The sequence below is a fragment of the Pseudomonas sp. S2_A10 genome (assembly GCF_054668465.1).
Window position 1 is genome coordinate 3,543,680 of sequence record NZ_CP162773.1, and the last position, 25,573, is coordinate 3,569,252.

26 protein-coding genes are annotated in these 25,573 nt (G+C 61.5%); 13 read left to right on the forward strand and 13 right to left on the reverse strand.

The genetic code is table 11. The features are described from left to right. Nucleotides 1-399 precede the first annotated feature (399 nt). The 3 genes from recQ to AB4N41_RS15955 all read left to right on the forward strand — a co-directional run bounded on the left by recQ (nucleotide 400) and on the right by AB4N41_RS15955 (nucleotide 5,032). Complete coding sequence (gene recQ / locus AB4N41_RS15945; protein ID WP_024012058.1) at nucleotides 400-2,529, forward strand: DNA helicase RecQ; 2,130 nt, start codon at nucleotides 400-402, stop codon at nucleotides 2,527-2,529. 132 nt (nucleotides 2,530-2,661) lie between these two features. After that, complete coding sequence (locus tag AB4N41_RS15950; RefSeq protein ID WP_016771142.1) at nucleotides 2,662-3,096, forward strand: MarR family transcriptional regulator; 435 nt, start codon at nucleotides 2,662-2,664, stop codon at nucleotides 3,094-3,096. A 127-nt stretch (nucleotides 3,097-3,223) separates the two neighbouring features. Continuing rightward, the gene (locus tag AB4N41_RS15955) at nucleotides 3,224-5,032 is read left to right on the forward strand and encodes a FimV/HubP family polar landmark protein (RefSeq protein ID WP_252877678.1); all 1,809 of its coding nucleotides are present in this window, start codon (nucleotides 3,224-3,226) and stop codon (nucleotides 5,030-5,032) included. 128 nt (nucleotides 5,033-5,160) lie between these two features. Here the strand turns inward: AB4N41_RS15955 and AB4N41_RS15960 are convergent, their stop codons facing one another. Next, the gene (locus tag AB4N41_RS15960; RefSeq protein ID WP_236167942.1) at nucleotides 5,161-7,350 is read right to left on the reverse strand and encodes a patatin-like phospholipase family protein; all 2,190 of its coding nucleotides are present in this window, start codon (nucleotides 7,348-7,350) and stop codon (nucleotides 5,161-5,163) included. Nucleotides 7,351-7,421: 71 nt separating this feature from the next. Here AB4N41_RS15960 and AB4N41_RS15965 point away from each other — a divergent pair, with 71 nt between their 5' ends. Further along, complete coding sequence (locus AB4N41_RS15965) at nucleotides 7,422-7,709, forward strand: Rdx family protein (RefSeq protein ID WP_252877679.1); 288 nt, start codon at nucleotides 7,422-7,424, stop codon at nucleotides 7,707-7,709. Here AB4N41_RS15965 and AB4N41_RS15970 read toward each other — a convergent pair. Beyond that, nucleotides 7,703-8,596 (reverse strand): DMT family transporter, encoded by an 894-nt coding sequence (locus AB4N41_RS15970; RefSeq protein WP_095180689.1) that lies wholly within the window; start codon nucleotides 8,594-8,596, stop codon nucleotides 7,703-7,705. The genes AB4N41_RS15965 and AB4N41_RS15970 overlap by 7 nt on opposite strands. Before the next feature lie 72 nt (nucleotides 8,597-8,668). Next, entirely contained in the window at nucleotides 8,669-9,433 is a 765-nt protein-coding gene (locus tag AB4N41_RS15975; protein WP_056783718.1) for an AraC family transcriptional regulator, read from the reverse strand. Nucleotides 9,434-9,568: 135 nt separating this feature from the next. Here AB4N41_RS15975 and AB4N41_RS15980 point away from each other — a divergent pair, with 135 nt between their 5' ends. Next, complete coding sequence (locus AB4N41_RS15980; RefSeq protein ID WP_016771137.1) at nucleotides 9,569-10,384, forward strand: UDP-2,3-diacylglucosamine diphosphatase; 816 nt, start codon at nucleotides 9,569-9,571, stop codon at nucleotides 10,382-10,384. A gap of 110 nt (nucleotides 10,385-10,494) precedes the next feature. Here AB4N41_RS15980 and AB4N41_RS15985 read toward each other — a convergent pair whose 3' ends face one another. Continuing rightward, nucleotides 10,495-11,085, reverse strand: a complete 591-nt coding sequence (locus tag AB4N41_RS15985; protein ID WP_056783723.1) for an HD domain-containing protein — start codon at nucleotides 11,083-11,085, stop codon at nucleotides 10,495-10,497. Nucleotides 11,086-11,099: 14 nt separating this feature from the next. Beyond that, on the reverse strand, nucleotides 11,100-11,411 hold the full coding sequence (locus AB4N41_RS15990; protein WP_041478979.1) for an Mpo1-like protein: 312 nt from the start codon (nucleotides 11,409-11,411) through the stop codon (nucleotides 11,100-11,102). Between the two features lie 165 nt (nucleotides 11,412-11,576). Here AB4N41_RS15990 and AB4N41_RS15995 point away from each other — a divergent pair, with 165 nt between their 5' ends. Continuing rightward, nucleotides 11,577-12,638: an AraC family transcriptional regulator gene (locus AB4N41_RS15995; RefSeq protein WP_252868986.1), complete on the forward strand. Its 1,062-nt coding sequence runs from the start codon at nucleotides 11,577-11,579 to the stop codon at nucleotides 12,636-12,638. Here AB4N41_RS15995 and AB4N41_RS16000 read toward each other — a convergent pair. Continuing rightward, a complete protein-coding gene (locus tag AB4N41_RS16000; RefSeq protein WP_024012066.1) occupies nucleotides 12,595-14,049 on the reverse strand; it encodes a TrkH family potassium uptake protein in 1,455 nt (484 codons plus the stop codon). The genes AB4N41_RS15995 and AB4N41_RS16000 overlap by 44 nt on opposite strands. Before the next feature lie 121 nt (nucleotides 14,050-14,170). On the opposite strand from AB4N41_RS16000, the gene AB4N41_RS16005 reads away from it, so the two are divergent. After that, entirely contained in the window at nucleotides 14,171-14,737 is a 567-nt protein-coding gene (locus AB4N41_RS16005; RefSeq protein ID WP_056783730.1) for a nitroreductase family protein, read from the forward strand. Nucleotides 14,738-14,952: 215 nt separating this feature from the next. Here AB4N41_RS16005 and AB4N41_RS16010 read toward each other — a convergent pair whose 3' ends face one another. From AB4N41_RS16010 to AB4N41_RS16035, 6 genes are all read right to left on the reverse strand, one after another. Beyond that, nucleotides 14,953-16,293 (reverse strand): sensor histidine kinase, encoded by a 1,341-nt coding sequence (locus tag AB4N41_RS16010; protein ID WP_252877680.1) that lies wholly within the window; start codon nucleotides 16,291-16,293, stop codon nucleotides 14,953-14,955. A 176-nt stretch (nucleotides 16,294-16,469) separates the two neighbouring features. Beyond that, entirely contained in the window at nucleotides 16,470-16,922 is a 453-nt protein-coding gene (locus AB4N41_RS16015; protein WP_095180696.1) for a Spy/CpxP family protein refolding chaperone, read from the reverse strand. 259 nt (nucleotides 16,923-17,181) lie between these two features. Further along, on the reverse strand, nucleotides 17,182-17,859 hold the full coding sequence (locus AB4N41_RS16020) for a response regulator transcription factor (RefSeq protein ID WP_016771129.1): 678 nt from the start codon (nucleotides 17,857-17,859) through the stop codon (nucleotides 17,182-17,184). Between the two features lie 7 nt (nucleotides 17,860-17,866). Beyond that, nucleotides 17,867-18,277: a translation initiation factor 2 gene (locus AB4N41_RS16025; RefSeq protein ID WP_016771128.1), complete on the reverse strand. Its 411-nt coding sequence runs from the start codon at nucleotides 18,275-18,277 to the stop codon at nucleotides 17,867-17,869. 108 nt (nucleotides 18,278-18,385) lie between these two features. After that, nucleotides 18,386-18,685, reverse strand: coding sequence for a YciI family protein (locus AB4N41_RS16030; protein ID WP_016771127.1), 300 nt, complete (start codon nucleotides 18,683-18,685; stop codon nucleotides 18,386-18,388). Nucleotide 18,686: 1 nt separating this feature from the next. After that, nucleotides 18,687-19,283 (reverse strand): septation protein A, encoded by a 597-nt coding sequence (locus AB4N41_RS16035; RefSeq protein WP_024012071.1) that lies wholly within the window; start codon nucleotides 19,281-19,283, stop codon nucleotides 18,687-18,689. Nucleotides 19,284-19,370: 87 nt separating this feature from the next. Here AB4N41_RS16035 and AB4N41_RS16040 point away from each other — a divergent pair, with 87 nt between their 5' ends. The 6 genes from AB4N41_RS16040 to rluB all read left to right on the forward strand — a co-directional run bounded on the left by AB4N41_RS16040 (nucleotide 19,371) and on the right by rluB (nucleotide 24,375). Beyond that, nucleotides 19,371-20,234 (forward strand): PHP domain-containing protein, encoded by an 864-nt coding sequence (locus AB4N41_RS16040; RefSeq protein WP_039761090.1) that lies wholly within the window; start codon nucleotides 19,371-19,373, stop codon nucleotides 20,232-20,234. Between the two features lie 13 nt (nucleotides 20,235-20,247). Further along, nucleotides 20,248-20,877 carry an L-threonylcarbamoyladenylate synthase gene (locus AB4N41_RS16045; RefSeq protein WP_041478985.1) on the forward strand — a complete coding sequence of 210 codons (630 nt, stop codon included), beginning with the start codon at nucleotides 20,248-20,250 and terminating at the stop codon, nucleotides 20,875-20,877. Nucleotides 20,878-21,000: 123 nt separating this feature from the next. Continuing rightward, the gene (locus AB4N41_RS16050) at nucleotides 21,001-21,699 is read left to right on the forward strand and encodes a segregation and condensation protein A (protein ID WP_172828192.1); all 699 of its coding nucleotides are present in this window, start codon (nucleotides 21,001-21,003) and stop codon (nucleotides 21,697-21,699) included. 11 nt (nucleotides 21,700-21,710) lie between these two features. After that, nucleotides 21,711-22,676, forward strand: a complete 966-nt coding sequence (gene scpB, locus AB4N41_RS16055; protein ID WP_130887182.1) for an SMC-Scp complex subunit ScpB — start codon at nucleotides 21,711-21,713, stop codon at nucleotides 22,674-22,676. Nucleotides 22,677-22,820: 144 nt separating this feature from the next. After that, nucleotides 22,821-23,012, forward strand: coding sequence for a DUF1289 domain-containing protein (locus tag AB4N41_RS16060; RefSeq protein WP_252877681.1), 192 nt, complete (start codon nucleotides 22,821-22,823; stop codon nucleotides 23,010-23,012). A 142-nt stretch (nucleotides 23,013-23,154) separates the two neighbouring features. Further along, the gene (rluB, locus tag AB4N41_RS16065) at nucleotides 23,155-24,375 is read left to right on the forward strand and encodes a 23S rRNA pseudouridine(2605) synthase RluB (protein WP_041478987.1); all 1,221 of its coding nucleotides are present in this window, start codon (nucleotides 23,155-23,157) and stop codon (nucleotides 24,373-24,375) included. A 196-nt stretch (nucleotides 24,376-24,571) separates the two neighbouring features. Here rluB and AB4N41_RS16070 read toward each other — a convergent pair whose 3' ends face one another. Next, nucleotides 24,572-25,537, reverse strand: coding sequence for a M29 family metallopeptidase (locus tag AB4N41_RS16070; RefSeq protein WP_150636622.1), 966 nt, complete (start codon nucleotides 25,535-25,537; stop codon nucleotides 24,572-24,574). Nucleotides 25,538-25,573: the final 36 nt, after the last annotated feature.

Here is a 25,573-nt window from a genome sequence, read left to right on the forward strand (position 1 = left end):
CTACCTTGGGGAATAAACAATGCGGGAATTCTAGGCTTTCTTGCGCGCTCTAGCCAGCCGCTTGGCAGATTTGCCCGAATTACCGGCCTCACTGGAAAGATGAATAACCCTGTGGGAGCGAGCCTGCTCGCGAAGGCGGTGTATCAGGCACTTTTGCATCGACTGACAGGTCGCTTTCGCGAGCAGGCTCGCTCCCACAGGGTTTTGTGTGTGGCAGGTTTATCAGGTGTCTTCTCAGCGGCACCCTGTGCGGCGAAGGCCTCGGGTATACTGCCGCGTTTTGCGATCCCTGCCGGCGCTGCGCTGGTCATGCAATGTGTTCTTACGTTTTGTTTAAGCAGCCGAGGCTGCTCTGAACCAGCCTGAGCAGGGATGTATCGGTAGATTTTTGGAGTTTTTATGCTCGAACAGGCTCAACGCGTCCTCAAGGACATCTTCGGCTACGACAGTTTCCGTGGCCGTCAGGGTGCGATCATTGAGCGCGTGGCCAGCGGCGGTGATGCGCTGGTGCTGATGCCTACCGGTGGCGGCAAGTCGTTGTGCTTCCAGGTGCCGGCACTGTTGCGCGAGGGCCTGGCGGTGGTCGTTTCGCCGTTGATCGCGCTGATGGACGATCAGGTCGCCACCCTTGAAGAACTGGGCGTCGCCGCCGCTGCGCTGAACTCCACGCTGAGTGCCGAGCAGCAGCGTGATCTCGCCCTGCGGATCAAGCGCGGCGAAGTGAAAATGCTCTATCTCGCGCCCGAGCGTCTGGTGCAGCCACGCATGCTGGCGTTCCTGCAAAGCCTGGAAATCGCCCTGTTCGCCATCGACGAAGCGCATTGCGTGTCGCAATGGGGTCACGATTTCCGCCGCGAATACCTGCAACTGGGTCAATTGGCCGAGCTGTTCCCCAACGTTCCGCGCATTGCCCTCACCGCGACCGCCGACAAGCGCACCCGCGAAGAAATTGTCGATCGCCTGCACCTGCAGAACGCCGAGCGCTTTCTGTCGAGTTTCGACCGCCCGAACATCTTCTATCGCATCGTGCCCAAGGAGCAGCCGCGCAAACAGTTGCTGGCGTTCCTCGCCGAACGGCGCAGCGACGCCGGCATCGTTTACTGCCTGTCGCGCAAGAAGGTCGAAGAAGTTGCGGCGTTCCTCAGCGAGCAGGGCTTCCCGGCGCTGCCGTATCACGCCGGTCTGCCCAACGATCTGCGCGCCTATCACCAGAAGCGCTTCCTCAACGAGGAAGGCCTGATCATGGTCGCCACCGTGGCGTTCGGCATGGGCATCGACAAGCCCAACGTACGTTTTGTCGCGCACCTCGATCTGCCGAAATCCCTTGAGGCGTATTACCAGGAAACCGGACGCGGCGGCCGTGACGGGCTGCCGGCGGATGCGTGGATGGCCTACGGTCTGCAAGACGTGGTGATGCTCAAGCAGATGCTGCAGAACTCCGAAGGCGACGAGCGGCACAAGCGTCTGGAGCAGCACAAGCTCGACGCCATGCTCTCGCTGTGCGAAGAAACCCGCTGCCGCCGGCAGGCGTTGCTGGCCTATTTCGATGAAGACATGCCAGAACCGTGCGGGCACTGCGACAACTGTGTCGACGGCGTGCAGACCTGGGACGCCACCGAACCTGCTCGTCAGGCCTTGTCGGCGATTTTCCGCACCGGCCAGCGCTATGGCGTCGGTCATCTGGTCGACGTGTTGCTGGGCAAGGACAACGAAAAGGTGCGCAGCTTCGGCCATCAGCATTTGTCGGTGTTCGGCGTTGGCAAGGCGTTGAGCGAGAGCGAGTGGCGCTCGCTGTTCCGCCAGCTGGTGGCGCGTGGGTTGGCCGATGTCGATCACGAGGGTTATGGCGGTCTGCGTCTTAATGACAGTTGCCGGCCGCTGCTCAAAGGCGAAGTGAAGCTGGAACTGCGCCGCGACCTGAAACCGCAAGTCACCGCGAAAACGGGCAGCAAGAGCCAGGCCAGCCAACTGGTGCGCGGCGAGGAACGCGAACAGTGGGAAGCCTTGCGCGCACTGCGGCGCAAATTGGCCGAAGAACACGGCGTGCCGCCCTACGTCATCTTCCCCGACTCGACGTTGTTGGAAATGCTCCGCAGCCAGCCGACGTCTCTGGCGGAAATGGCCCGGGTCAGCGGCGTCGGCGCACGCAAGCTGGAGCGCTATGGCGAAGCCTTCCTCGAAGTGCTCGGCGGCGAGGCGGAGGCGCCGAAGGTGGTCGCCGATGTCCGTCACGAGCTGATCACCCTGGCCCGCGCCGGCATGACCCCGCTGCAGATCGCCGGGCAGTTGCAGTGCTCGGAGAAGAACGTCTACGCCATGCTCGCCGAAGCCATCGGCAAGCAGCAGTTGTCGCTGGAGCAGGCGCTGGATTTGCCTGAGGAATTAATGGGCGAAGTGCAGGACGCGTTCCTCGATGGTGAGGGCGAGTTGCCGTCCGTCGCCGAAGTCGCCGAGCTGTTCGCCGGGCGTGTGCCGGAAGGCGTGCTGTATTGCGTGCGGGCGGCGTTGCAGTCTGAATTCGAGATGTGAAACGACGTATGCGCCAAGCCCCGTGCAGTTGTAAAGATTCAGTACAGAGCCACTCTTGCCTATAACTGCCGCCCATGCTTAGCTGACTAATAATTAGATTTTCCGTATTTTCAGTCTAACCGTGAGTGTTTTATGCCGTTAACCGATCAACATCGCTTTGGTATGCAACTGGCCCAGATGTCCCGTGGCTGGCGTGCCGAACTGGATCGTCGCCTCGCCGGGCTGGGCCTGTCGCAGGCGCGCTGGCTGGTGCTGCTGCATCTGGCGCGTTTCGAAGAGGCGCCGACCCAACGCGAACTGGCGCAGAGTGTCGGCGTCGAAGGCCCGACCCTGGCGCGCTTGCTCGATAGTCTGGAGAACCAGGGACTGGTGCAACGCCAGTCCGTGATGGAAGACCGCCGGGCGAAAAAAATCGTGCTCTGCGCACCTGCCTTGCCCTTGATCGAACAAATCGAAACCATTGCCACGCAACTGCGCCACGAATTGTTCGAGGGCGTCGATGAGGCGGATTTGAAGGTGTGCATGCGCGTACACGGTCACATCCTGGCCAACCTGGAAAAATCTTGAGGCACATCCCGGTGGCGATTTTTTGAGAGATCGCGCTGAGCCGACTATAAGAACTACTGGGCAATATCGTGTTCGTACCGGATGTGCGAACGCATAGAAACCGGTTTTGCTTATTTAAGGGATGCTCATGCTCGCAAGTCGGCACGTGCTGCGCGGGGGCGCCAAATGGCTGCTGCTCGCTGGCGTTTTCAGCTATTCGACCTGGTCGATGGCGTTGGGGTTGGGCGAAATCACTGTTCACTCAGCCCTCAATCAGCCGTTCAAGGCCGACATCGCGCTGGTCGATGTCGGCACGTTGACGCAAAACGATCTCTCGGCCAGCCTGGCTTCGGCGGATGAGTTCGGCCGGGCGGGCGTCGAGCGGGTGTTCTTTCTCAATGACCTCAAGTTCACCCCGATCTTGCGCGGCAGCCGCCAGATGATCCGGGTGACGTCCGGCAAACCGGTCAACGAACCTTTCCTGAATTTTCTCGTGCAGCTCGATCAGCCCAACGGCCGTCTGCTGCGCGAGTACACTGTGCTGATCGACCCGCCGGGTTCGCCGGGCATTGTGCCCGCCACCGACGAGCCGGATCCGCGCCCGCAATCTTCTGAGTTTCCAACCGTCGAACCGGTTACCGCACCGCCCCAGGCTGCCCAGGGCAACCGCACGGCGACGCCTGTGCCGCCAACGCCGGCGCCGCCTGCCAATGATGCGCAGGCCGAGCAACTGGCCGCCAGCGTGCTGCTCACCCAGCAACTGCAAAAGACCCTCGACGAACAGAACCTCAGGCTGCAAGAGCAGCAAGTGCAAATAGCCGACGGCAAGAAGCAGATTGAAGATTTGCAAACCCGCTTGGCCGAAGTGCAGAAAGCACCGCCACCGCCCTTAGTCGCGCCGGCCCCGGCTACTATCTCGGCACCGGTGGAAGCGACAGATAATGCCTTGAACTGGCCTCTGCTTGGCGGACTGATATTGCTGCTCGGCGTGCTAGCAGCGTTGCTCATACACCGCCGTCAGCGACGTTCGACAGCAGATGGCACGCCGACGCCGCTATTGCCTGTGAGCGCCGAAGAAGACGTCGACGAGCCCGAGCTTGAACAATCTGTCGGTGCGCACGCGGCCGCCGATCATCGCGACGAACCCGGTGCCGGCGATGTGCTGGAGGCCGTGGGCATCTATCTGGCCTACGGCCGGCTCAGCGAAGCGGCCGGGCTGCTGCGCGATGCCTTGCACAAGGAACCTGAACGCACCGATCTCGGTTTGCAGTTGCTGGAGGTTCTTGGGCGCCAGGGTGAAAGCGCCGCTTACGAACAGCAGGAAAACCGCCTGCGTGCGCTTGGCGTCGATGAGCGCGAACTGATTGAAACCCGCGCTCGCCATCCCAAACTGGCAGGCGCCGCACCGGCGGCATTTGCAGCAACGCCAATCGCGCCTGAGCTGTCCGTGGCCACGGCAGCGACCGCAGCCGCGCCGCTCGCATCGTCGCCCGGCGCTCTCGAGGATGATTTCGAATTGAATCTGGGCGAACTGTCGATGGATTCAAATTGGGATTTGAACGACAGCCGCACCGATGCCGCCGCACCGCCGATCGATGATCCGGAGCTGGGCACCAGCCTGTCGGTGCTGCCTGTCGATTTTGACCTGCCACAGGCTGCATCTGGCGAAGAGGCCGAACTTGAATGGATCCCCGAACCCGACGCTCAGCCGCTCGACGATGACTTTCTCAATGAGTTCGGCGATCCCGAGCCGTCGCTGGTGCTGGAACCTTTGGATCTGCAACCACCCGAGTCCACCGAGACCGACACCGAGGCCGCCGGCAAGCTCGAACAGGCACAAACCTGCATCGACGATGGCGACATCGACAGCGCGATCGCGCTGCTCAATGAATTGCTCAGGGAAGGGGATGAGCCGTTGAAGCAGACGGCAAGGACGTTGTTGGCGGGGATTCGCTGAGCGCCAACGGATTTCGCGTTCATCCGAGACCGCTTTCGCGAGCAGGCTCGCTCCCACAATGGAATGCGCTCTCCCTGTGGGAGCGAGCCTGCTCGCGAAGGCGTCAGATCGGCCAACACCGTCTCAGGTCAGAACGTCTGCCCCAGATTCAGGTAAACCGCCTGCTCATCCGCATCATTCAACCCATACGTGAAGTTCAACGGCCCCAGTGGCGTGTCGAAGCCGATAAACACACTCGCGGCATTGATGTAGCCGCTGTCGAATTCATTGTCGTTGTTCCACGCCCGACCGCGCTCCAGCGAGGCGCCGGCGTACAGCGGGAAGTCCAGCGGCAGGTACGAGCGCGGCGTCAGGCGGCGGTAGTACACAGCGCGCATCAGGCTGACATTCTGCCCGGACAGCGCATCCTCACGGAATCCTGACAACTGCCGCGCGCCGCCGAGCAGGAAGCTCGATGTCACCACATTGGCATCGTCCAGCGTGCGGCCGTACCGTCCGCCGAGAATCAGCGTATCCGGCCCGTGGCTCATGGCCTTGTCGAAATTCAGTTCCCACTGGCGATAGCGCGTGTCCGAGCTCAGCCCCGGTTCGAACTGGGTGAAGGTCAGGCTGACGTCCTTGCCCTCGTGCGGAAAGTAGACGTTGTCCAGCGAGTCGTAGGAATACTTCACGGTATAGAAGCCTTCGTTGAAACTCTCGCTCGGCAGATCCTGATCGCCGATGCGTACGTCAGCTTTGCCCCAGGCCTGGCCGACGCCGAGTCGCACTTCACCGTTGTTGCCGATCTGCCGGCCGAGGTTGAGGCCGAAGCCGTAACGCTCGACGCGATACTGGGCGATCGGATCGTTATCCAGCACCGAGTCAACGTTCTGCGCCTCGAACGACCCGTAGGGCGCGACGAAGTAACGTGAGCCGACATCCAGCGGTTGATAGAACTCGCTGTACAGCTCCTGCTTGTCGCCGATCTGCGCGCGGGTCAGCCATTCCGCACCGAGGCGGTTGATGCCGTTGACGCGATAACTGGCACCAAGGTTGAAAGCACTGTCGCCGCGCATGTCGTCCGACAGATTGAGGCCTACCCGCAAGTAATCGGTGCCGCTGCGCTTGCCGCTGGCACTGATGACCAAGGTGTGATCCTGGCCTTTGTGCACCACGCGGTAACGCACTTGATCGAAGTAATCGAGGCCGTACAGCGTGCCCATGTCCGAATGCAGGCGGCCCAGGTCCAGCGGCGCGCCGATCGGTTGGCGGATGTAATAGCGAATCACGTCATCGTCGACTTTCGAGTCATTTTCGACGCGGATCCCGGTGATGATCGGCGTGCGCTGGCCCGGCTGCCGGGCGGCGTTCAGTTCCGCGTCCTGGGTTTGAGTCGGCTTGAGTTGCGCCAGCCGCGCATCGAGGATCCGCGTGGCGCGGTAACCGGCGTCGATCATCTCCTGAGCCTTGCCGAAATCGGTCACGCCGAACGCGGCCAGCGCAGGCTGGATCAACACGTCATTGGCATGCAGAGTCGCCAGTTGTTCCTCGGAATTGCGCCGGGTCATCAGAGTGATCGACTGATTGAGCACATCGACCACCGTGGTCAGTTGCTTGCGATTGCGCAGCGGCGTGCCGATGTCGACGACGATGGCGATGTCGACGCCCATTTCCCGCGCGACATCCAGCGGGATGTTGTCGGTCATGCCACCGTCCACCAGCAGGCGCCCATCGAGCTCGACCGGGGCGAACACCGCCGGGATCGACATGCTCGCGCGGATCACTTGCGGCAGGTGGCCTTTGCGAAACACCACTTTTTCACCATTGGCGATGTCGGTGGTCACGGCCCGAAACGGTATCGGCAGTTTGTCGAAGTCGCGGGTGTCGCTGGTGTGCGCCAACAGGCTTTCCAGCAACAGTGCGAGGTTCTGGCCCTGAATTACCCCCAATGGCAGGCCGAGACTGCCGTCGTCGCGGAAGCTGAGTTTCTGCTTCACCAGAAAATCGCGGTCGTCCTGCTTGCGTCGAAATGGCACGTCCTCACGCGGCGGCGCGTCGGACAGCGCCGCTTGCCAGTCGATGCTCAGGGCGAGTTTTTCCAGTTCGTCGATCTTGTAGCCCGAGGCGTACAGGCCGCCGACCACCGCGCCCATGCTGGTGCCGGCAATCGCGTCGATCCTGATGCCTTGTTCTTCCAGCGCCTTGAGCACGCCGATGTGCGCCAGCCCGCGCGCAGCGCCGCCGGACAGCACCAGGCCGACTTTCGGTCGTGGCGCTTCACTGGCGTGAACCAGCAGGGGAAGGAAACCAAGCAGCAGGCAGAACAGCAAACGGCGCATTGTGAGTCTCGGGGCAAGCGGTAAAGCCGGCTATTATAGCGGCGCCCTCTGTCTCAGGAGTTTCAGCGATCATGACCGTCGCCAAAGCCGAAGTTGTCATCACTTATTGCACTCAATGCCAGTGGCTGCTGCGCGCGGCGTGGCTGGCTCAGGAACTGCTCAGCACCTTCGCTGACGACCTGGGCAAAGTGTTGTTGGTGCCGGGCACCGGTGGGGTGTTTCATATCACTTGTGCGGGTGTGCAGATCTGGGAGCGCAAGACCGACGGTGGTTTCCCTGAGGCCAAGGTATTGAAGCAGCGAGTGCGCGATCAGATCGATCCTGACCGCGACCTCGGCCACAACGACCGCACTCAGTGAGAGGCGGCCTCGGCGGCGACGGTTGTCTTGTCGCTGCCGCCTGACATCCGCGCCGACACCACAATCGCGACGATGATCAACGCGCCACCGATGAGCATCCGCAGGGTCGGGGTTTCACTGAACAGCAGCCAGGCGAGGGTGATGCCGTAGACCGGCTCCATGGCGAACACCACTGCCGCCGTGCGTGCCTTGATCACCGCCAGACTGGCGACGAACAGGCTGTGCGCCACGCCCGTGCAGAACACTCCGAGCAGCGCGATCCACAACCAGTCCAGCGCTCGGACCTGACTCAACTGCGGCGCCGCGACCGGCAACAGACACAACGCCACGACGACGTTCTGGCACAACGCTGCCTGCACCGCCGGGATGCGCCCGGAACTGGCGCGGTTGGTCAGCGACAGCAGGGAAAACAGCAGGCCGGACAACACTGCCCAAAGCAAGCCGACGGTGGCGCCGCTGCCCAGATCAAATGCGGGCGTCACCAGCACCAGACCGATGCTGACCAATACCACCAGGACGATTTCATTGGCACGAATACGTTCGCGGAAGATCAGTCCTTCGAGAATCACCGTGAACGCCGGGAAACTGGCAAAGCCCAACGTGGCGATGGCCACCCCGGCGATCTTCACGGATATGAAGAAACTCACCCAGTGCCCGGCCAGCAACACGCCGCTGAGGGCGAGGCGCCGCCAGTCCACGGCCTGAAGTTTCTGCCAACCATGCTGGCTGGCGAAACGGGCAAAAAATGCCAGGGCGAGCACGGCGAAAGCTGCACGTCCAAATACGATCACAGCAGGGGATGCGGCAGCGAGTTTGCCGAACACACCGGTCAGGCCAAACATCAAAGCGCCGATATGCAGAGCGCCGAGGGCGGTACGCGGAGTCATTGCATTCCTTTTTTCAGGTTCAACTTCATGGGGCCATTGAACCGCGTCTCGGCCTGCAAGTCTGTCGGCAGGCTATCGTCTTTTGTCGCAGGAATCGCGCCGGAGATGTCCGGGCGACGAGCCGAACTCACGTAGGACTGCGGCCGAGAACGCACTTTGCGAGCTGTAACCGACGCGACTGGCTACTTCACCAATCGGTAATGCAGTGTCGCGCAGCAGTTGCACCGCGAGATGCAGGCGTCGACTGCGGATGTAATCCATCGGCGTCTGTCCGCATTCGGCCATGAACCGAGCGTGCAGGCGCGCGCTGGACAACCCGGCCACGCGCGCCAGGTCGGCCACTTGCAGCGGATAGCCGGCGTATTGCTCGATGTGCGCATCCAGCGCGGCGTAGGGCAGGCGACGCGCGCCGAGTTCGGCAGGTTGCGCGTGATTGAGACTGGCCAGCAGCAACACAGCGCCTTGCTGCGCGATCAACGGATCGCTGACCGGACTGTTCGCCAGCCAGTTGACCAATTGGCTCTGCCCCGAGTCCAGCGACAGCCGCCCCGGATGATCGAGCAAGCGCCGACTGGCCTCGGCATGCGCGCCCAGCGACTCCTGCACCCATTGCCCTTCAGGGATGTCGAGCACCAGGCAGCTGCTGCCTTGGGGACTGTCGCAGGCATGATGAGCGCCGGACGGAACCACCACAACACTCTGCTGACGCACTTGGCTGCCACAGCCCTCGACCTCGAAATCCAGCGCACCGGACAGCCCGAACACCAACTGCGGGTGCTCGTGGCTGTGCACAATCAAGTCGTGGGTGTACTGACGCAGGGTGAGGATCGGTCGCATGGCAGGTTGTCTCCGAAGTGGCCCTCAGTCTACACCGCCGTACGCCGGATGCGCTGTCACACGACTGACTCACGCTTGTCACGGTCGATTAACCGGGCGCGCGCAAGCTGGCGAAAACATCGCAGAGGGTTGCCCATGACCAGCGCCGAGCTCGCCCGACCCAGTCGCAAACAACGGGTGCGAACCCTGTGGATCTCCGATGTGCACCTGGGCACCCGGGATTGCCAGGCCGAGCACTTGTCGCAATTTCTCAAGGGCTACCACGCCGACAAGGTCTATCTGGTCGGCGACATCATCGACGGCTGGAAACTGCGCAGCGGCATGTACTGGCCGCAAGCCCACACCAACGTCATCCGCCGATTGCTGACCATGAGCAAGCGCGGCACCGAGGTGATTTACGTCACCGGCAACCATGACGAATTCCTGCGGCGCTATTCGAAACTGATTCTGGGCAATATCCAGTTGGTCGACGAGGCGGTGCACGTTACGGCGGACGGTCGGCATTTGCTGGTGATCCACGGCGATCAGTTCGATGTGATCACCCGCTATCACCGCTGGCTGGCGTTTCTCGGCGACTCGGCCTACGAATTCACCCTGACCCTCAACCGCTGGCTCAATCACTGGCGTGCCCGCTATGGCTACGGTTACTGGTCGCTTTCGGCGTACCTGAAACACAAGGTCAAGACCGCCGTCAGTTTCATCAGCGACTTTGAAGAAGCCATCGCCCACGAATGTGTGAAGCGCGAACTGCATGGCGTGGTTTGCGGGCATATCCACCATGCCGAAATTCGCAAGGTCGGTGGGGTGGACTATCTCAACTGCGGCGATTGGGTCGAGTCGTGCACGGCGTTGATCGAGCATTGGGACGGCACGATCGAGTTGTATCGACTGGCGGATGCGCAGGCGCGAGAGGCGGAGTTGAAAGCTGCCAAAGTTGCCGAGATCGCCTGAGCGAAAGATCACCCTGTGGGAGCGAGCCTGCTCGCGAAGGCGTAGTGTCAGACAAAGCTTATGTGCCTGATACAGCGCTTTCGCGAGCAGGCTCGCTCCCACATGTGTTCTCAGGCCGGGCTGTGTTCTTGCATCGCGGCTTTGTAAATCGAGTTCTTCGGCTGCGCAAACAGCCGTTCCATCATCGGCTCGAAGAAACTCAGCGGCAGCGTGTCATACGCCGGGTCAAACGCCGCCGCGTCGTATTTGGCGCAGAATTCGGCCGTGGCGTGGAACTGCGGATGGTCCTTGAACTGCTCGCGCAAGTGCCGATCCATGCCCAGGTGATGAAAGAAGTAATAGCCCTGAAAGATGCCGTGCTTCTCCACCATCCACAGATTTTCCGCACTCACGAACGGCTTGAGAATCGCTGCGGCGATGTCCGGATGGTTGTACGAACCGAGGGTGTCGCCAATGTCGTGCAACAGCGCGCAGACCACGTATTCCTCGTCACGCCCGTCGCGAAAGGCGCGGGTCGCAGTTTGCAACGAGTGGGTCAGGCGATCCACCGGGAAACCGCCGAAGTCGCCCTCAAGCAGCTTCAGATGCGCGAGGATCCTCGACGGCAGTTGTCTGGCATAGGCACTGAAGTCGGCGGCGATGATCGCCCAGTCTTCCTCGGTGCCATCCTTCATATGGGTGAAGCGAGCATGGGCATTCATGGGCAGACCCTCATTCAGAACGCCACGCGACCGAGAATCATGTCGCGGTACATGACGAAATCGCCGAGCAGGCTGTACAGCGGATGCTGAAACGTCGCCGGGCGGTTTTTCTCGAAAAAGAAATGGCCGATCCAGGCAAAGCTGTAACCCGCCACAGGCAGGGCCAGCAACAGCAGCCAGGCGCTTTTGGCGATGCTCAGGGCGAGAATGAATATGACCAGAGAAGTGCCGATGAAATGCAAACGACGGCAGGTGCTGTTGCTGTGTTCGGCCAGGTAATACGGATAGAACTCGGCGAAGCTGTTGAACTGCTTGATGTTTTCCACGACCGCGCTCTCTGTGGTGATTGTTCTGGCGACAAGTTGTTCGGCGGGGAGCTTATTTGAGTCTAGAGTGATCATTGGCGTGGGCCAGTGACAATCGGCGCCACTTTAGTATCCTTCGCAAATAGGGCGGTTATCTGCAGCCCGTCATGTAAAAGAATAACAACCATGAGCGAACGAACGACTTCTGCAAGCTGGGCGATGGGGATTGTCAAAGCACTGGAGATGGACGGCCTGGATTGCCGGGTACTGTTCAGGCAGCTGGGGCTTGATTTCAGTGCCCTGGAAGATCCGGATGCGCGTTTCCCGCAGGACTCCATGACCCGGCTCTGGCAGCGCGCGGTCGAGGTGTCCGGCAACCCGGCGATCGGCCTGAACATGGGCAAAGTGGTGCGCCCGGCCTCGTTTCATGTCGCCGGCTACGCGTTGATGTCGAGCAATACCCTGGCTGAAGGCTTCCAGCGTCTGGTGCGCTATCAACGCATCATTGCCGAAAGCGCCGACTTGAGCTTTCGCTTGCTCGATGAAGGTTACGCGCTGATTCTCACCGTGCACGGCGATCATCTGCCGCCGACTCGGCAGAGTGCCGAAGCGTCACTGGCCTGTGCACTGGCGCTGTGCGGCTGGCTGACCGGGCGCCCGCTGCACCCGGTCAAAGTGTTGGTTCAGGGCAATCAGCCGACAAACCTGCAACCTTATAAAGAAGCCTTTCACGCACCGCTGGTGTTCAACGCGCCGTACGACGCGTTGATTTTCGAACGGGCCGATATGGAGGCGCCGCTGCCGACCGCCAACGAAGCCATGGCGCTGTTGCATGATCGCTTTGCCGGGGAATATCTGGCGCGGTTTTCCGAAAGTCGCGTGACGCACCGGGCACGCCAGGTGCTGTGCCGTTTGCTGCCCCAGGGCGAGCCCAAGCGCGACACCGTGGCGCAGACGCTGCACCTGTCGCAGCGCACTTTGCAGCGGCGCTTGCAGGAGGAGGGCACCAGTTTTCAGCAGTTGCTCGACGACACCCGGCGCGAGCTGGCTGAGCAATATCTGGCGCAACCGAGCATGACCTTGCTGGAAATCGCCTACCTGTTGGGCTTTGCCGACCCGAGCAACTTCTTCCGCGCGTTCCGCCGCTGGTTCGACACCACGCCCGGCGAGTACCGCTTGCGCCTGACGCAGGTGCCGGACGCGGTCAATGACGCCAGAACGCCGGAATACACAGCACAAACACCGTAATGATCTCCAGTCGGCCGAGCAGCATGCCGAACGACAGAATCCATTTCGCCGCATCCGGCAGGGTCGCGAAGTTGCCGGCCGGGCCGATGGTTTCGCCCAGACCCGGGCCGACGCCGGACACGGTGCTGGCGGCGCCGGTCAGCGCGGTCATCCAGTCGACTCCGAGCAGCGACAGCAGCAGCGCGATCACGCAGATGGTGATGGCGAAGAAGAACGAGAAAGTCAGGATCGAACGGACAATTTCTTCGTCGAGGCGGTGACCGTTGTACTTCTGCTTGATTACCGCGCGCGGGTGGATCAGCTGATTGAGGTTGGCCTTGAGCAGGATGTAGGCGACCTGAAAACGGAAAATCTTGATCCCGCCCGCCGTCGAACCTGAGCAGCCGCCGACAAAGCCAAGATAGAAAAACAGCATCAGCGAGAAGTTGCCCCACAGGCTGTAATCACCGAGGGCAAAACCGGTGGTGGTGACCACCGAGGTCACGTTCAGCGCCACATGCCGCAGCGCTTCCAGCCAATGCAGCTTGGTGGTCCACCAATACCAGGTGCCGAGCACCAGCCAGGTCACCAGCAACATCGCCAGCAAACCCTGCACCTGTTGATCCCTGATCAACGCACGGCGATTGCCGCGCAGCGTCGCCACGTAGAGGGTGAACGGCAGGCTGCCGAGAATCATGATGACGATTGCCACCCAGTGCACTGCCGGTTGTGTCCACTTGGCCAACGACTGGTCAGAGGTCGAAAAACCACCGGTGGAAATCGCCGACATCGCATGATTGATCGCATCAAACGGGCTCATCCCCGCCCACCAGAACGCCAGGCTGCCCAGAATGGTGATACCGACGTAGGCCGCCACAATCAACCGCGCCACCATGTGCGAACGCGGCATGACCTTCTCCGAACGGTCGGAGGATTCGGTCTGGAACAGGCGCATGCCACCGATGCGCAGCAGCGGCAGAATCGCCACCGCCATGCCGATAAAGCCGATGCCGCCGATCCAGTGCAGCAGCGACCGCCACATCAGAATCCCCGGCGACATGTTGTCCAGGCCGTTGAGCACCGTGGAACCGGTGGCGGTGATGCCGGACATGCTTTCGAAAAACGAGTCGGTGTAACTGATGTGCTGGGTCAGTAGAAACGGCAGCGCAGCGAAAATGCACACTACCAGCCAGCTGCTGACCGTCAGCAGATACATGTCGCGCGGGCGCAGGTGAATGTGTTCCGGTCTGCCGGGTATCACCAGAGCGAGGCCGGCGACAAAGGTGATCATGCTCGCCCAGAGGAACGACGGCAGATCGCTGGTGCGCTCGAAAATCACCAGCGTGGCCATCGGCACGACCATGGCCACAGCCAGCGTGATCAGGAAGATGCCGATGATAAAACCAATGATCCGTAAGGTCGGCAACGCCATGAAATCCGCTCGGGCTGATTGAACAAGGGCGCCATTCTACCTGCGGGGCAAGGCATGTAAACCGGCAGGCGCTGCGCAGTTGCAGCTAGAATAGCTGCACATTTTTCAAAGGAGGTGGCCGATGCAGGCTCTCGACGCGTTGCTCAACCGTGTTTCCGTTCCCCGCCTGGTCGAACCGGCCCCTACTGCCGAGCAGCGCGAAGCCCTGTTCGGCGCGGCCTTGCGTGCCCCGGATCACGGGCATTTGCAGCCTTACCGCTTTTTGACCGTCGAAGGCGCGGCGCGTGAGCAAATGGGCGAGTTGCTGGCCGAGGCGGCCCGCCAGCAGGGCGGCGAAGTCACCGACGCGATGATCGACAAGGCGCGCAACGGCCCACTGCGCGCGCCGCTGGTGGTTGTGGTCATCGCGAAATTGCAGGAACACGTGAAATATCCGAAGGCCGAGCAACTGCTCACGGCCGGCTGTGCGGCCCACGGGATTTTGCTCGCGGCGTATGCGCAGGGAATTGGCGCGGTGTGGCGCACCGGGGATCTGGCGTACTCCAAGCATGTGGCCGAAGGCCTGGGGCTGGTGGAAGGCGAGGAGGTGATCGCGTTCCTCTATCTCGGCACGCCGCAGAAAGAGCCGCGCGTGGCGGAGAAGGTTGATCTGGCTGAGTTCGTCAGCGCCTGGCCAGGTAAGGTCTGAAGATCAAAAGCCCCTCACCCTAACCCTCTCCCAGAGGGAGAGGGGACTGATTGGGGGATGCTTTGGAATTACACCGACCTGAGCGTCCTTCGCTGAATCCAGCGTCGGGATACCGGACGTCTGGTTTCTGCGAATCCATAAGGTCGATGCACAACGGCAGACAACTCGGTCGGCCCCCTCTCCCCTCCGGGAGAGGGTTGGGGTGAGGGGCTTTTTCAGGGCTGGACCACGACTCCCGGTATCTGCGGCAATTCCAGACTCGCCACAAAGCCGCCCTGCGGATGATTGGCCAGCGTCAGCGTGCCGCCATGCCGTTCTGCCGCGCGTTTGGCGATCGCCAGCCCCAGGCCATGCCCGGCAGCCGTCTGCCCCGGCGCGCGATAAAACGGTTCAGCCAACTGGCTCAGATGTTCCGCCTGTACCCCCGGCCCATGGTCGCGCACGCTGATGACAATCCGCTCACCCTGCCGCGCTGCCTGCAAGTCGATCGGCTGATCGCTCGGGTTGAAGCGCTGGGCGTTGCGCAGCAGATTATCCACGGCGCGCTCGATCATCGTCGGCCAGCCTTTGAGATTCAGTTGTGACTCAGCTTGCAGGCGCACGGTCTGCTCGGGGGAGCTGAGCTGCGCATCCTTTTGCAGTGTGGCGAGCAACGCATTCAGGTCCACTTCTTCAGCGCTGGCATTGTCGGCATCGACTCGCGCCAGCACCAGAATTTCACTGATCAACGCCTCCAGCCGGTCGCATTCACGGGTCAGGCGTGGCCACAATTTCTCGCGCTCTTGCGGGTTGGCGCGCTCGGCCAAAGCCAACGCGATGCGCAGGCGCGCCAGTGGTGAGCGCAGTTCGTGGGAGACATCGCGCAGCAACTGGCGCTGACTGCCGATCAGGCTTTGCAGGCGCGCGCCCATGCGGTTGAAATCGGTGGCCAGCACGCCGAATTCGTCGCGGCGGTTGGCGAGTTTAGCCAGACTGTTCTGCTGATAAGTCGTCTGCCCCAGATCATGCACCGCGCCGCGCAAGCGACTGAGTGGGCGAGTGATGGAGAAAGTTACAAGCAAACTGAACAGGGTCAGCACCACCAGCGCAATACCCAGCGCACTCAGTGGCCAGAGCAGACTTTCGCGGTGCCAGGCGTCGAGTTCCGGGTGCGGGATGCGGTAGATGAACAGGTAGGTGTCACCGGTTTTTTCGCTGGTGATTTCGTCGGTCAGGCGCCGCCACGGCAGGCGGCGATCGTCGTTGTTCTGCCGCGCTTCGAATGCTGCGGCCCGGCGCGGGAAGGTGCCACGCACCACCGGATCGCCGGTTTCATTGAGCACCTGAACGTCGATGTGATACTGGCGTTTACGTTGTTCGAGGATATCCTGCGCGGCTTCCTCGCCTTGGGCTTCGTAAGTCTGCGTCCATTCTGCTGCCAGCGTGTTGAGGCCGGGATGGCGGCTGAGAATCCACGCGTCCTGATTGAGCATGTGCCCGAGCAGGATCGACAGCCCGGCTACCAGAGCGATGGCCAGCCAGAAGCTCGCAAGAATCCGCCAGAACAGTGAACGCACAGAAACTCCTCGAAAATCACTCCGTTCAAATGTGGGAGCGAGCCTGCTCGCGAAGGCGTAGTGTCAGTCAATCCATTGCTGGCTGATACACCGCCTTCGCGAGCAGGCTCGCTCCCACATTCGATTTGAATGGAACAGGCCCGACGATGTGAGTCGTCGGGCCCAGGGTCAAGCCATTATTGCGCCTTTTGTGCCTGCTGCGCTTTCCAGGCCTTGAACTCGGCCCACTCGGCGCGGCGTTCGGCGCGTTTCTTCTGGATTTCGTCGAACTGCTTCTGTTGCTCGGGTTTGAGCAGTGCGCGGACATCGGACTCGGCTTTCTTGTGGTTGGCCGCGATCTCGTCCTTCATGGCTTTCTGGTCGGCCGGCGAGAGTTTTTCCAGGTACTTGTCGACCACCTGCTTACGCTCGTGCATCTGCTCGCCCATGATCTTGCGAATCTGCTCGCGCTGTTCGCGGGTCAGGTCGAGCTGGCTGTACGGGCCTTTGTCGTGCATGCCACCGTGCATCTGACCGCCGTGGCGCGGGCCATCCAGCGGACCACCCAGCGGACCGCCATCCTGCGGCATGGCCATGGCCACGGTTGGCAGAGCGGCAGCGAACATCAGAGCGATAAGAGTCTTGCGCATGGTGTATCTCCTTGTCTCGTTCCCGGTACGTTCCGGATGAGTGCAGATTACGCAGATCAAGGTCAGCGGCGGTCAGCGCAGCGTAAAGCTTCGGTAAAGACGTTTCGCGCTCGGCCTTACACATTTCCAGTGCAGGAGGTGCTGAAGGCTGCGATCTGATCGTTCCCATGCTCTGCGTGGGAATGCAGCCGAGGACGCTCTGCGTCCTGCAGCCTGAAGATCGCCGCCTTGGGCAGCTCGTACACGAAACTAGATGGTTTTACAGGCTGTAGTAGTAACCACGGCTACGCAGCGCGACGATGCGTGGGCGGCCGTCGGGGTGGGGGCCGATTTTTTTGCGCAGGTTGCTGACGTGCATGTCGAGGCTGCGGTCGTACAGGGTCAGCTTGCGGCCGAGGGCCAGTTGCGCCAGTTCCTGTTTGTCCAGCGGCTCGCCGGGCTGCTTGAGGAGGGCTTCGAGCAGGCGGCTTTCGGAGACGGTCAGGGTCAGTTCTTTTTCGTCGATGCTGACTACGCCGCGCACCGGGCTGAAACTCAGGTCGCCCAGCTCAAGTTGTGTTGACACAGCGGCGGGATGGCTGCGGCGCAACACGGCACGCAGGCGCGCGGTCAGTTCGCGGGGGTCGCAGGGTTTGGCCAGATAATCGTCGGCGCCCAGTTCGAGGCCGAGGATGCGGTCCAGCGGTTCGCCACGCGCTGACAGCATCAGCACCGGCAGGTCGGCGTGGTCGTTGCGCAATTGCTTGAGCAGTTCCAGACCGCTGCCGTCGGGCAGCATCACGTCCAGCACCACCGCCGCCGGGGCGGTTTCGGCCAACGCCTTGCGGGCGCTCTGGCCGTCGTGGCAGGCGCGCACCTGGAAGCCTTCCTGGCTCAACCAGCTACTCAGGAGTTCGCACAACTCCTGGTCATCATCAATCAATAACAGCTCGCTCATGACTCACTCAATTTAGCCATTGCCGACGTTTTCGGCTTGCACCGCTGGCAAAGATACCGCAGAGCAGCGCCAATAGCGCTACTCCAGCGCCAGTGACGAACCACTGCTGTTGATCGGTCAGCAAACGCGGCAGCGGGCTGGCCTGGGCTTCCTTGAGTTGCAGCTTCAGACGCTGGTTCTCCTGGCGCAGCCGGGCGAGCTGGGCGCTTTCGCGGGTGTTGTCGGCATTTTGCAGTTGTTTGTTCAGTTCTTCGCGCTGCTGCTCACTGGCCTTGAGCCGCTGTTGCAGCTCGGTGATCTGGCTGCCGGCGCTCAATGACAATGGCGTTGAGCTGCCGCTTTCGGTGGTTTCCTCACCATGGGCGGGGGCCATGATCGACAACGTGAGCAACATCAGACACAACGGACCCTTGCGCATCGCGACACCTGTTTCCAAATGGATATTGGGCAGGTTGTCGGCAGGCAAACGAGAATAATGAGCGATTGAGAGCGCGATGAACCGAGAAGGTTCATCGCGTGGAAGGACTTAAGGCAGGACTTGCTTGAACGGCTTGACGATCACATTGGCGTAGACGCCGGCGGCAATGTACGGATCGGCATCGGCCCAGGCCTGTGCGGCGCTGAGGGAGTCGAACTCGGCGACGATCAGGCTGCCGGTGAACCCCGCTGCGCCCGGATCATTGCTGTCGACCGCCGGGTGCGGGCCGGCCAGCACGATGCGGCCTTCGCCCTTGAGCGCTTGCAGGCGTTCCAGATGCGCCGGGCGCGCGGACAGGCGAGCTTCGAGCGAGTTGGCAACGTCGGTGGCAATGATGGCGTAGAGCATGTCAGTCCTCGGTTTTTGGCGTTGTGGTATCGGTGTCATGCAGATGGCGCGACAGGTAAACGCCCTGTGCGACCAGGAACAGCACGGTCATGCCCAGGCTGCCGAACACCTTGAAGTCGACCCAGATGCTCTGGAAGGTGAAAGCGACGAACAGGTTGGCGGCGCCGCAGAACAGGAAGAACGCGATCCAGGCGATGTTCAGGCGGGTCCAGACCGGGTCGGGCAGGGTCAGCGCGTGACCCATGATGCGTTTGATCAGCAAGCGATCGCCGATGAAGTGACTACCGATGAACGCCGCAGCGAACAGCCAGTTGACCACCGGCGCTTTCCATTTCAGGAAGGTTTCGCTGTGGAAGGCCAGCGTCAGGCTGCCGAATACCAGGCAGGCGATCAGCGTCAGCCACTGGCTCTTTTCCAGCTTGCGCTGCTTGATGAACAGCGCGCCGTACACCACCAGGGAACTGATGATCAGCATCGCCGTGGCGCTGTAGATACCGCCTACGGTCACTTGCTGGCCGGCAATGTCGACGACCCGTGGATCAAGTTTGTAGACGATGAAGAACAGCAGAAGCGGGATGAAATCGATGAATTGTTTCACAGTGAGAGCCAGAAGCTGGATGTGGCGGCATAATAACAAACATATGGGCGCGTGATAGCGCCAGCTGATTTGAGGTTACAACTCCCCGTGAATGTTGATTTGCACTGCCACAGCACGGCCTCCGACGGCGCCCTGGCGCCTGCGGTTCTGGTTGCGCGAGCGTTCGAAAACGGCGTGCGAGTCCTGGCGTTGACCGACCACGACACTCTTGAGGGGCTCGCCGAGGCGCGTACTGCCGCCACCGAGTTGGGCATGCAACTGGTCAATGGCGTCGAATTGTCCTGCACCTGGGGCGGGGCGACCATTCACGTATTGGGCTACGGTTTCGACGTCAACGCTGCGCCGTTGGTCGAAGCGATCGCCAAATTGCACGATGGCCGCTGGCTGCGGTCGGAAGAAATAAGCCGCAAGCTCGCACTCAAGGGGATGCCCGGTGCCCTCGACGGCGCCCGGCAGATCCAGCAGGAACTGGGCGACAGCGGCAATGCGCCGGCCCGGCCGCATTTCGCTGACTGGATGGTGCGTGAAGGTTATGTAAAGGATCGCGCCGAGGCGTTCCGCAAATGGCTCGGCGCCGGCAAACTCGGCGACGTCAAACTGCACTGGCCGACGCTGGAAGACACTGTCGGGACCCTGCGCGCCGCCGGTGCCTGGGTCAGCCTGGCGCATCCATGGCACTACGATTTCACGCGTAGCAAGCGCCGAAAGCTGATTGCCGACTATATTCAAGCAGGCGGGCATGCTATCGAGGTGGTCAATGGCCATCAGCCCGCAGAACAGGTGGGCAGCCTGGCGATCCTTGCCCGTGAGTTCGGTCTGCTGGTCAGCGCCGGCAGTGACTTCCATGGCCCTGGCGGCTGGTCCGAGATCGGCCAGTACCGGCCGGTTCCCGAGGACCTTCCACCCCTGTGGTGTCGGTTCAAACATGACACAGATATTGCCGCCGTCTGAACAGGTAGAGAATGTGAGTCAATTTTTCCAGATACATCCGGAAAACCCGCAAGCGCGCCTGATCAAACAGGCGGTCGAGATCATCCGCAAAGGCGGGGTGGTGATTTATCCCACGGACTCGTCCTACGCCATTGGTTGCCAGATCGGCGACAAGACCGCCATCGAGCGTGTGCGACGTCTGCGTCAGCTCGATGAAAAGCACAACTTCGCGCTGATCTGCAGCGACCTGTCGCAACTGGGCAATTACGCCAAGATCGACACCGGCACCTTCCGCATTCTCAAGGCGCACCTGCCGGGGCCTTACACCTTTATTCTCAACGCCACCCGCGAAGTGCCGCGCCTGTTGCTGCATCCGAAAAAACGCACCATCGGCCTGCGCGTGCCAAGCCATCCGATCGCGCTGGCGCTGCTGGCCGAACTCGGCGAGCCGCTGATGAGCGTGACGCTGATCATGCCCGGCGATGAAGACCCACTTACCGATCCCTACGAAATGCGCCAGTTGCTCGAGCACCAGGTCGATCTGATCATCGACGGCGGCTTTGGCGGCATCAAGGCCTCGACGGTGATTGACCTGACTGGCGACGACCCGGAAGTGGTCCGCGTCGGTTGCGGCGATCCGACGCCGTTCATGGTCGAGGCCTGAATGTCCGCAGTGGAAACCGTGGTCGACCCCCAGGCCGGCGCCCAGCAGGAACTGCCGTTCGCGATGGTCTATGGTCAGGCGGTCATGGAAATGCCGCTGGACCTGTACATCCCGCCGGATGCGCTGGAAGTTTTTCTTGAAGCCTTCGAAGGCCCGCTCGACCTGCTGCTGTACCTGATCCGCAAACAGAACATCAACATCCTCGACATTCCGGTGGCGGAAATCACCCGCCAGTACATGGGCTACGTCGAGTTGATGCAATCGGTGCGTCTGGAGCTGGCCGCCGAATACCTGGTGATGGCGGCGATGCTCGCCGAGATCAAATCGCGCATGCTTCTGCCGCGCGCCGAAACCGTCGAAGATGAAGAAGACGATCCACGCGCCGAACTGATCCGCCGCTTGCAGGAATACGAGCGCTTCAAGGCCGCTGCCGAAGGTATTGATGGTCTGAGCCGGGTCGGTCGCGATGTGATCGTGCCCAAGCTCGACGCCCCGGAAGCGCGGGCGCGCAAGCTGTTGCCCGACGTCGCGCTGGAAGAGATTCTGATGTGCATGGCCGAGGTGCTGCGCCGTGGCGACATGTTCGAAAGCCACCAGGTCAGTCGCGAAGCGCTGTCCACCCGCGAACGCATGAGCGATGTGCTGGAACGGCTCAAGGGCGGCGGCTTCGTGCCGTTTGTCGAGCTGTTCACCGCTGAAGAAGGCCGCCTGGGTGTGGTGGTGACCTTCATGGCGATCCTTGAACTGGTCAAGGAATCCTTGGTCGAGCTGGTGCAGAATGAGCCGTTCGCCGCGATCCACGTGCGAGCCCGAGCCGAATAACGAGTCCCTGTATGAACCTGACTGAACCCCGCGAGCTGGCGTCCCTGCTTGAAGCCTTTCTGTTGGCCTCGGGAAAGCCGCAGTCCCTTGAGCGCCTGTATGAACTGTTTGAAGAAGGCGAGCGGCCGGAGCCGGCGGTCTTCAAGAAAGCCCTGACCCTGCTCGGCAAGTCCTGCGAGGGCCGCGCCTTTGAGCTCAAGGAAGTCTCGTCGGGCTATCGCTTGCAGATCCGCGAGAAGTTCTCGCCGTGGGTCGGCCGTCTCTGGGAAGAACGCCCGCAGCGCTATTCCCGTGCGTTGCTGGAGACCATCGCGCTGATCGCCTATCGCCAGCCGATCACCCGTGGCGAGATCGAAGACGTGCGTGGCGTGGCGGTCAACAGCAACATCGTCAAGACCTTGCTTGAGCGTGAGTGGATTCGCGTCGTCGGCTATCGCGACGTGCCGGGCAAACCGGCGATGTTCGCCACGACCAAGGCGTTTCTCGACCACTTCAACCTGAAAAACCTTGAAGACCTGCCGCCGCTGGCCGAGCTGCGCGAGATGGAAGCCGAACCGGTGCTCGATTTCGACGACGCGCCGGTGCCGCAGAGTCTGCAGGAACTGGCCGACGCCAGCGCCGAGCCGGAGGAGGAGAAGGAAGAAACCAGTTTCCATTCCCTGCTGCTGGAGCTGGACAGCATGGAAGAGGGCATCAAAACCGATTTCGACGATTTGCTGCGCGATGCGGTGGATGGCGAAGCGCCGGTGCCCGAGCCTGAGATCATCGAGCCGGTTGTTGAAGCTGAAGTTGAACTTGAAGCGGCGCCTGACGCCGAACCGGAAGAGGACATTCTCGGTGTCGCCGAGGCCCGCGAGAAACTCCTGGCCGCTGTTGCCGCCCTCGAACAGCCTGAACCGGAACTCAGCGAAGAAGAAGCCGAAGCCCGCGCACTGGCCGAGGCGATTGAAGCCGAACGGCGCGAGTTCGAAGACTGACGCCTATTGAGAAACCAGTGAAGACCCTTGTGGGAGCGAGCCTGCTCGCGAAGGCGGTGTGTCAGATACATCAATACTGAATGACACTGCGCCTTCGCGAGCAGGCTCGCTCCCACAGGGTGAAATGTCGTTCTGGAGATTGCGATGAGCTCAACCAAAGACACCTGTATCAGCCTCTGCAAATTCTCCGACGACATCTGCCTGGGTTGCGGTCGCAGCAAGCGCGAGATCAAGGCCTGGAAGAAGCTCGACAAGGACGACAAACGCACGGTGCTGGCCGAAGCCGCGCTGCGCCTGATCAAACTCGGTGGTGCCGGTCGGCGGAAAAAGAAATAACCGGCAATCGATCAGCTAGTCTCTGATGCGCGATGGCGCACATCCGCGTATGATTCGCGACCCTTCGCCGATCCCTTCGGCCTGGACCCAGTTTTCAATACTTCAGGCGCCGCCTGAACAGACCACACCGGGAGGTGCCCAGATGAGTGACATCAATCAGAAAGACGACCAGGAAATCGGCCCAGCAGGCGAAAAGCTGCAGAAGGTCCTCGCCCGTATCGGCGTCGGCTCGCGTCGTGACGTGGAATCCTGGATCAGCCAGGGCCGGATCAAGGTCAATGGCAAAGACGCCACCCTCGGCCTGCGCGTCGACATGCACGACGCCATCACCATCGATGGCAAAGTGATCAAACGCGAAGAGGCCGCCGAATCGGTGCGCCGCGTGATCATGTACAACAAGCCCGACGGCGAAATCTGCACCCGTGACGACCCGGAAGGCCGTCCGACCGTGTTCGACAAGCTGCCGCGCCCCAAAGAAGGCCGCTGGATCAACATCGGCCGTCTCGACATCAACACCACCGGTCTGCTGATGTTCACCACTGACGGTGAGCTGGCCAACCGTCTGATGCACCCGTCCTACGAGATGGACCGCGAATACGCCGTGCGTGTACGCGGTGAAGTCGACGATGAGATGATCGAACGCCTGAAGGCCGGCGTGGTGCTGGAAGACGGTCCGGCGCGTTTCACCGACATTCAACAGGCGCCGGGCGGTGAGGGTTTCAACCACTGGTACCACTGCGTGGTCATGGAAGGGCGCAACCGTGAAGTGCGTCGTCTGTGGGAATCGCAGGGTCTGGTGGTCAGCCGCCTGAAGCGTGTGCGTTTCGGTCCGGTGTTCCTCAACTCCGACCTGCCGATGGGCCGCTGGCGCGAAATGAGCCAGTACGAAGTCGACGTCCTCAGCGCCGAAGTAGGCCTGACGCCGGTGGCAATGCCGCAGCTGAACGCCAAGAGCAAGGACAAACTCGAACGCATGCAGCGCAAATCGTCGCGGCCGATGGCCAAGACCGAGCGCGTGCGTACTCTGCGTCCGGCCGCTGGCGCACCGACCGCGCCGCGCCCGAGCCGTGAGCCGCAGATCGAAGGCGAGCGCCCAGGTCGCAAGCCGGTTGCCCGTGATGGCGAGCGCGCACCGCGTCCGGCCAATGGCCGTACTGAGCGTGGCGAACGCGGCGCTCCTGCCGGTCGCGGTACGCCAGTGGCGGATCGTCCAGCCGACACCACCAACAAGCGCCCGGCCAAACCGGCGCCGAAGCGTCCGGGGATCAAACTGGTCGACGGCGACAAGCCCTCGGGCAAGCGTCGCGGCGCACCGGCTGGTTCCGGTCAGCGCCCGGGGTTCGGACGCAAGAAACCGGAATAAGGCAGCTGTGAGTTACTAGCTGCAAGCTGCAAGTTGAAGCAAAAACGCCAACCTTAGGGTTGGCGTTTTTTTTCGTCTGGCGAAACTCGTGTAGCGTCTGATTGGGCCTCTTCGCGAGCAGGCTCGCTCCCACATTGGAGTTGCGTCGAACATAAATCCCTGTGGGAGCGAGCCTGCTCGCGAAGGCGTCAGTCGCCTAAAACACAAATCGGCCATCGAAAACCGGCTTGTCATCCAGCGCCAACACCCCGCCCGAAAAGATCAGATCCAGGTGATGACTGCCCTTGGCGCCACCGCCCAATCCGAGATGCAGCCCACAATGCCGCTCCTCAAACCCGGCATTGCGCGCATACAGATCCTTCACGCCTTCGTTGGTGCCAATCCCCAACTCCTCAATCCGCCGGTTCGACGGGTTGGCATCCAGGTACTTGTTGAAATCCTGCTCCAGCCCCGGCACGTCGGTGGCGATGCGGCTGATGGTCGAGTTCTCGATCCACAGCTCCAGCGGCGATTCCAGCACGCCGTACTTGCGCGCGAAGGGGATGGTGCTGAGGAAGGTGCCCTTGAACTTCACATGGCCGTTGATAGCTTCGCTGTGGGTGGCGATTTCGCCGGGGGCGAGGTCAAAGTTGCCGACGCCGTTGATGTCGGTCCACTTCTTGATGCTGCTCATCGGCGTTTCGAACCATGAACCGTGGTCATCCTTGAAACTCAGCGTGGTCGCTTGGGACATGCGCTGGATCAAGTGACTGTTGAGTCCGGCGATGCGTTGCGGGGTGATGCTGAAGGTGTCGTAGAAATAGTCGCCGTAATCCTTGAACAGCAGCGACTTCTTCCAGTTTTCCGCCATCACCGCTTGCAGTGCGCGGACGAATTCCGGGCCGTCGGGGCGTGGGTTGGGCAGGGTGGAAGAGTCGTAGAAGAAAATGTACAGATCGCTGTCGGCAATTGCCTCGGACAGCGCTGCGGTACTTTCCAGGTCCAGACGCCGAGCGCTGAACTGGAAGCGCGGATGCTCGCCGGCCTGTTCGGCAATGGCGCCGGTCAGGGCTTCGTAATCGGCGGTGTGGCCCAGCATGACCTTCGCCGAGTCGAGGCCGGCGAGGGCAGGGTGATGTTCGAGGTAGTAAAGGAAATGCGAGATGGCGCGGGGCTTGTCCATGAATCCTCCCTGACTGACCGGGGAATGAAGCGGCAG

What these genes read in the sequence shown, in the direction of transcription:
- AB4N41_RS16060 (WP_252877681.1), top strand. Translation starts at nt 22,821, where the DNA reads ATGAGCTCAACCAAAGACACCTGTATCAGCCTCTGCAAATTCTCCGAC.
- AB4N41_RS16015 (WP_095180696.1), bottom strand. Translation starts at nt 16,922, where the DNA reads ATGCGCAAGACTCTTATCGCTCTGATGTTCGCTGCCGCTCTGCCAACC.
- recQ (WP_024012058.1), top strand. Translation starts at nt 400, where the DNA reads ATGCTCGAACAGGCTCAACGCGTCCTCAAGGACATCTTCGGCTACGAC.
- AB4N41_RS15995 (WP_252868986.1), top strand. Translation starts at nt 11,577, where the DNA reads ATGAGCGAACGAACGACTTCTGCAAGCTGGGCGATGGGGATTGTCAAA.
- AB4N41_RS15965 (WP_252877679.1), top strand. Translation starts at nt 7,422, where the DNA reads ATGACCGTCGCCAAAGCCGAAGTTGTCATCACTTATTGCACTCAATGC.
- AB4N41_RS16025 (WP_016771128.1), bottom strand. Translation starts at nt 18,277, where the DNA reads ATGCGCAAGGGTCCGTTGTGTCTGATGTTGCTCACGTTGTCGATCATG.
- AB4N41_RS15950 (WP_016771142.1), top strand. Translation starts at nt 2,662, where the DNA reads ATGCCGTTAACCGATCAACATCGCTTTGGTATGCAACTGGCCCAGATG.
- AB4N41_RS15980 (WP_016771137.1), top strand. Translation starts at nt 9,569, where the DNA reads ATGACCAGCGCCGAGCTCGCCCGACCCAGTCGCAAACAACGGGTGCGA.
- AB4N41_RS15970 (WP_095180689.1), bottom strand. Translation starts at nt 8,596, where the DNA reads ATGACTCCGCGTACCGCCCTCGGCGCTCTGCATATCGGCGCTTTGATG.
- AB4N41_RS15955 (WP_252877678.1), top strand. Translation starts at nt 3,224, where the DNA reads ATGCTCGCAAGTCGGCACGTGCTGCGCGGGGGCGCCAAATGGCTGCTG.
- AB4N41_RS16030 (WP_016771127.1), bottom strand. Translation starts at nt 18,685, where the DNA reads ATGCTCTACGCCATCATTGCCACCGACGTTGCCAACTCGCTCGAAGCT.
- AB4N41_RS16005 (WP_056783730.1), top strand. Translation starts at nt 14,171, where the DNA reads ATGCAGGCTCTCGACGCGTTGCTCAACCGTGTTTCCGTTCCCCGCCTG.
- rluB (WP_041478987.1), top strand. Translation starts at nt 23,155, where the DNA reads ATGAGTGACATCAATCAGAAAGACGACCAGGAAATCGGCCCAGCAGGC.
- AB4N41_RS15960 (WP_236167942.1), bottom strand. Translation starts at nt 7,350, where the DNA reads ATGCGCCGTTTGCTGTTCTGCCTGCTGCTTGGTTTCCTTCCCCTGCTG.
- AB4N41_RS16020 (WP_016771129.1), bottom strand. Translation starts at nt 17,859, where the DNA reads ATGAGCGAGCTGTTATTGATTGATGATGACCAGGAGTTGTGCGAACTC.
- AB4N41_RS15985 (WP_056783723.1), bottom strand. Translation starts at nt 11,085, where the DNA reads ATGAATGCCCATGCTCGCTTCACCCATATGAAGGATGGCACCGAGGAA.
- AB4N41_RS16070 (WP_150636622.1), bottom strand. Translation starts at nt 25,537, where the DNA reads ATGGACAAGCCCCGCGCCATCTCGCATTTCCTTTACTACCTCGAACAT.
- AB4N41_RS16000 (WP_024012066.1), bottom strand. Translation starts at nt 14,049, where the DNA reads ATGGCGTTGCCGACCTTACGGATCATTGGTTTTATCATCGGCATCTTC.
- AB4N41_RS15975 (WP_056783718.1), bottom strand. Translation starts at nt 9,433, where the DNA reads ATGCGACCGATCCTCACCCTGCGTCAGTACACCCACGACTTGATTGTG.
- scpB (WP_130887182.1), top strand. Translation starts at nt 21,711, where the DNA reads ATGAACCTGACTGAACCCCGCGAGCTGGCGTCCCTGCTTGAAGCCTTT.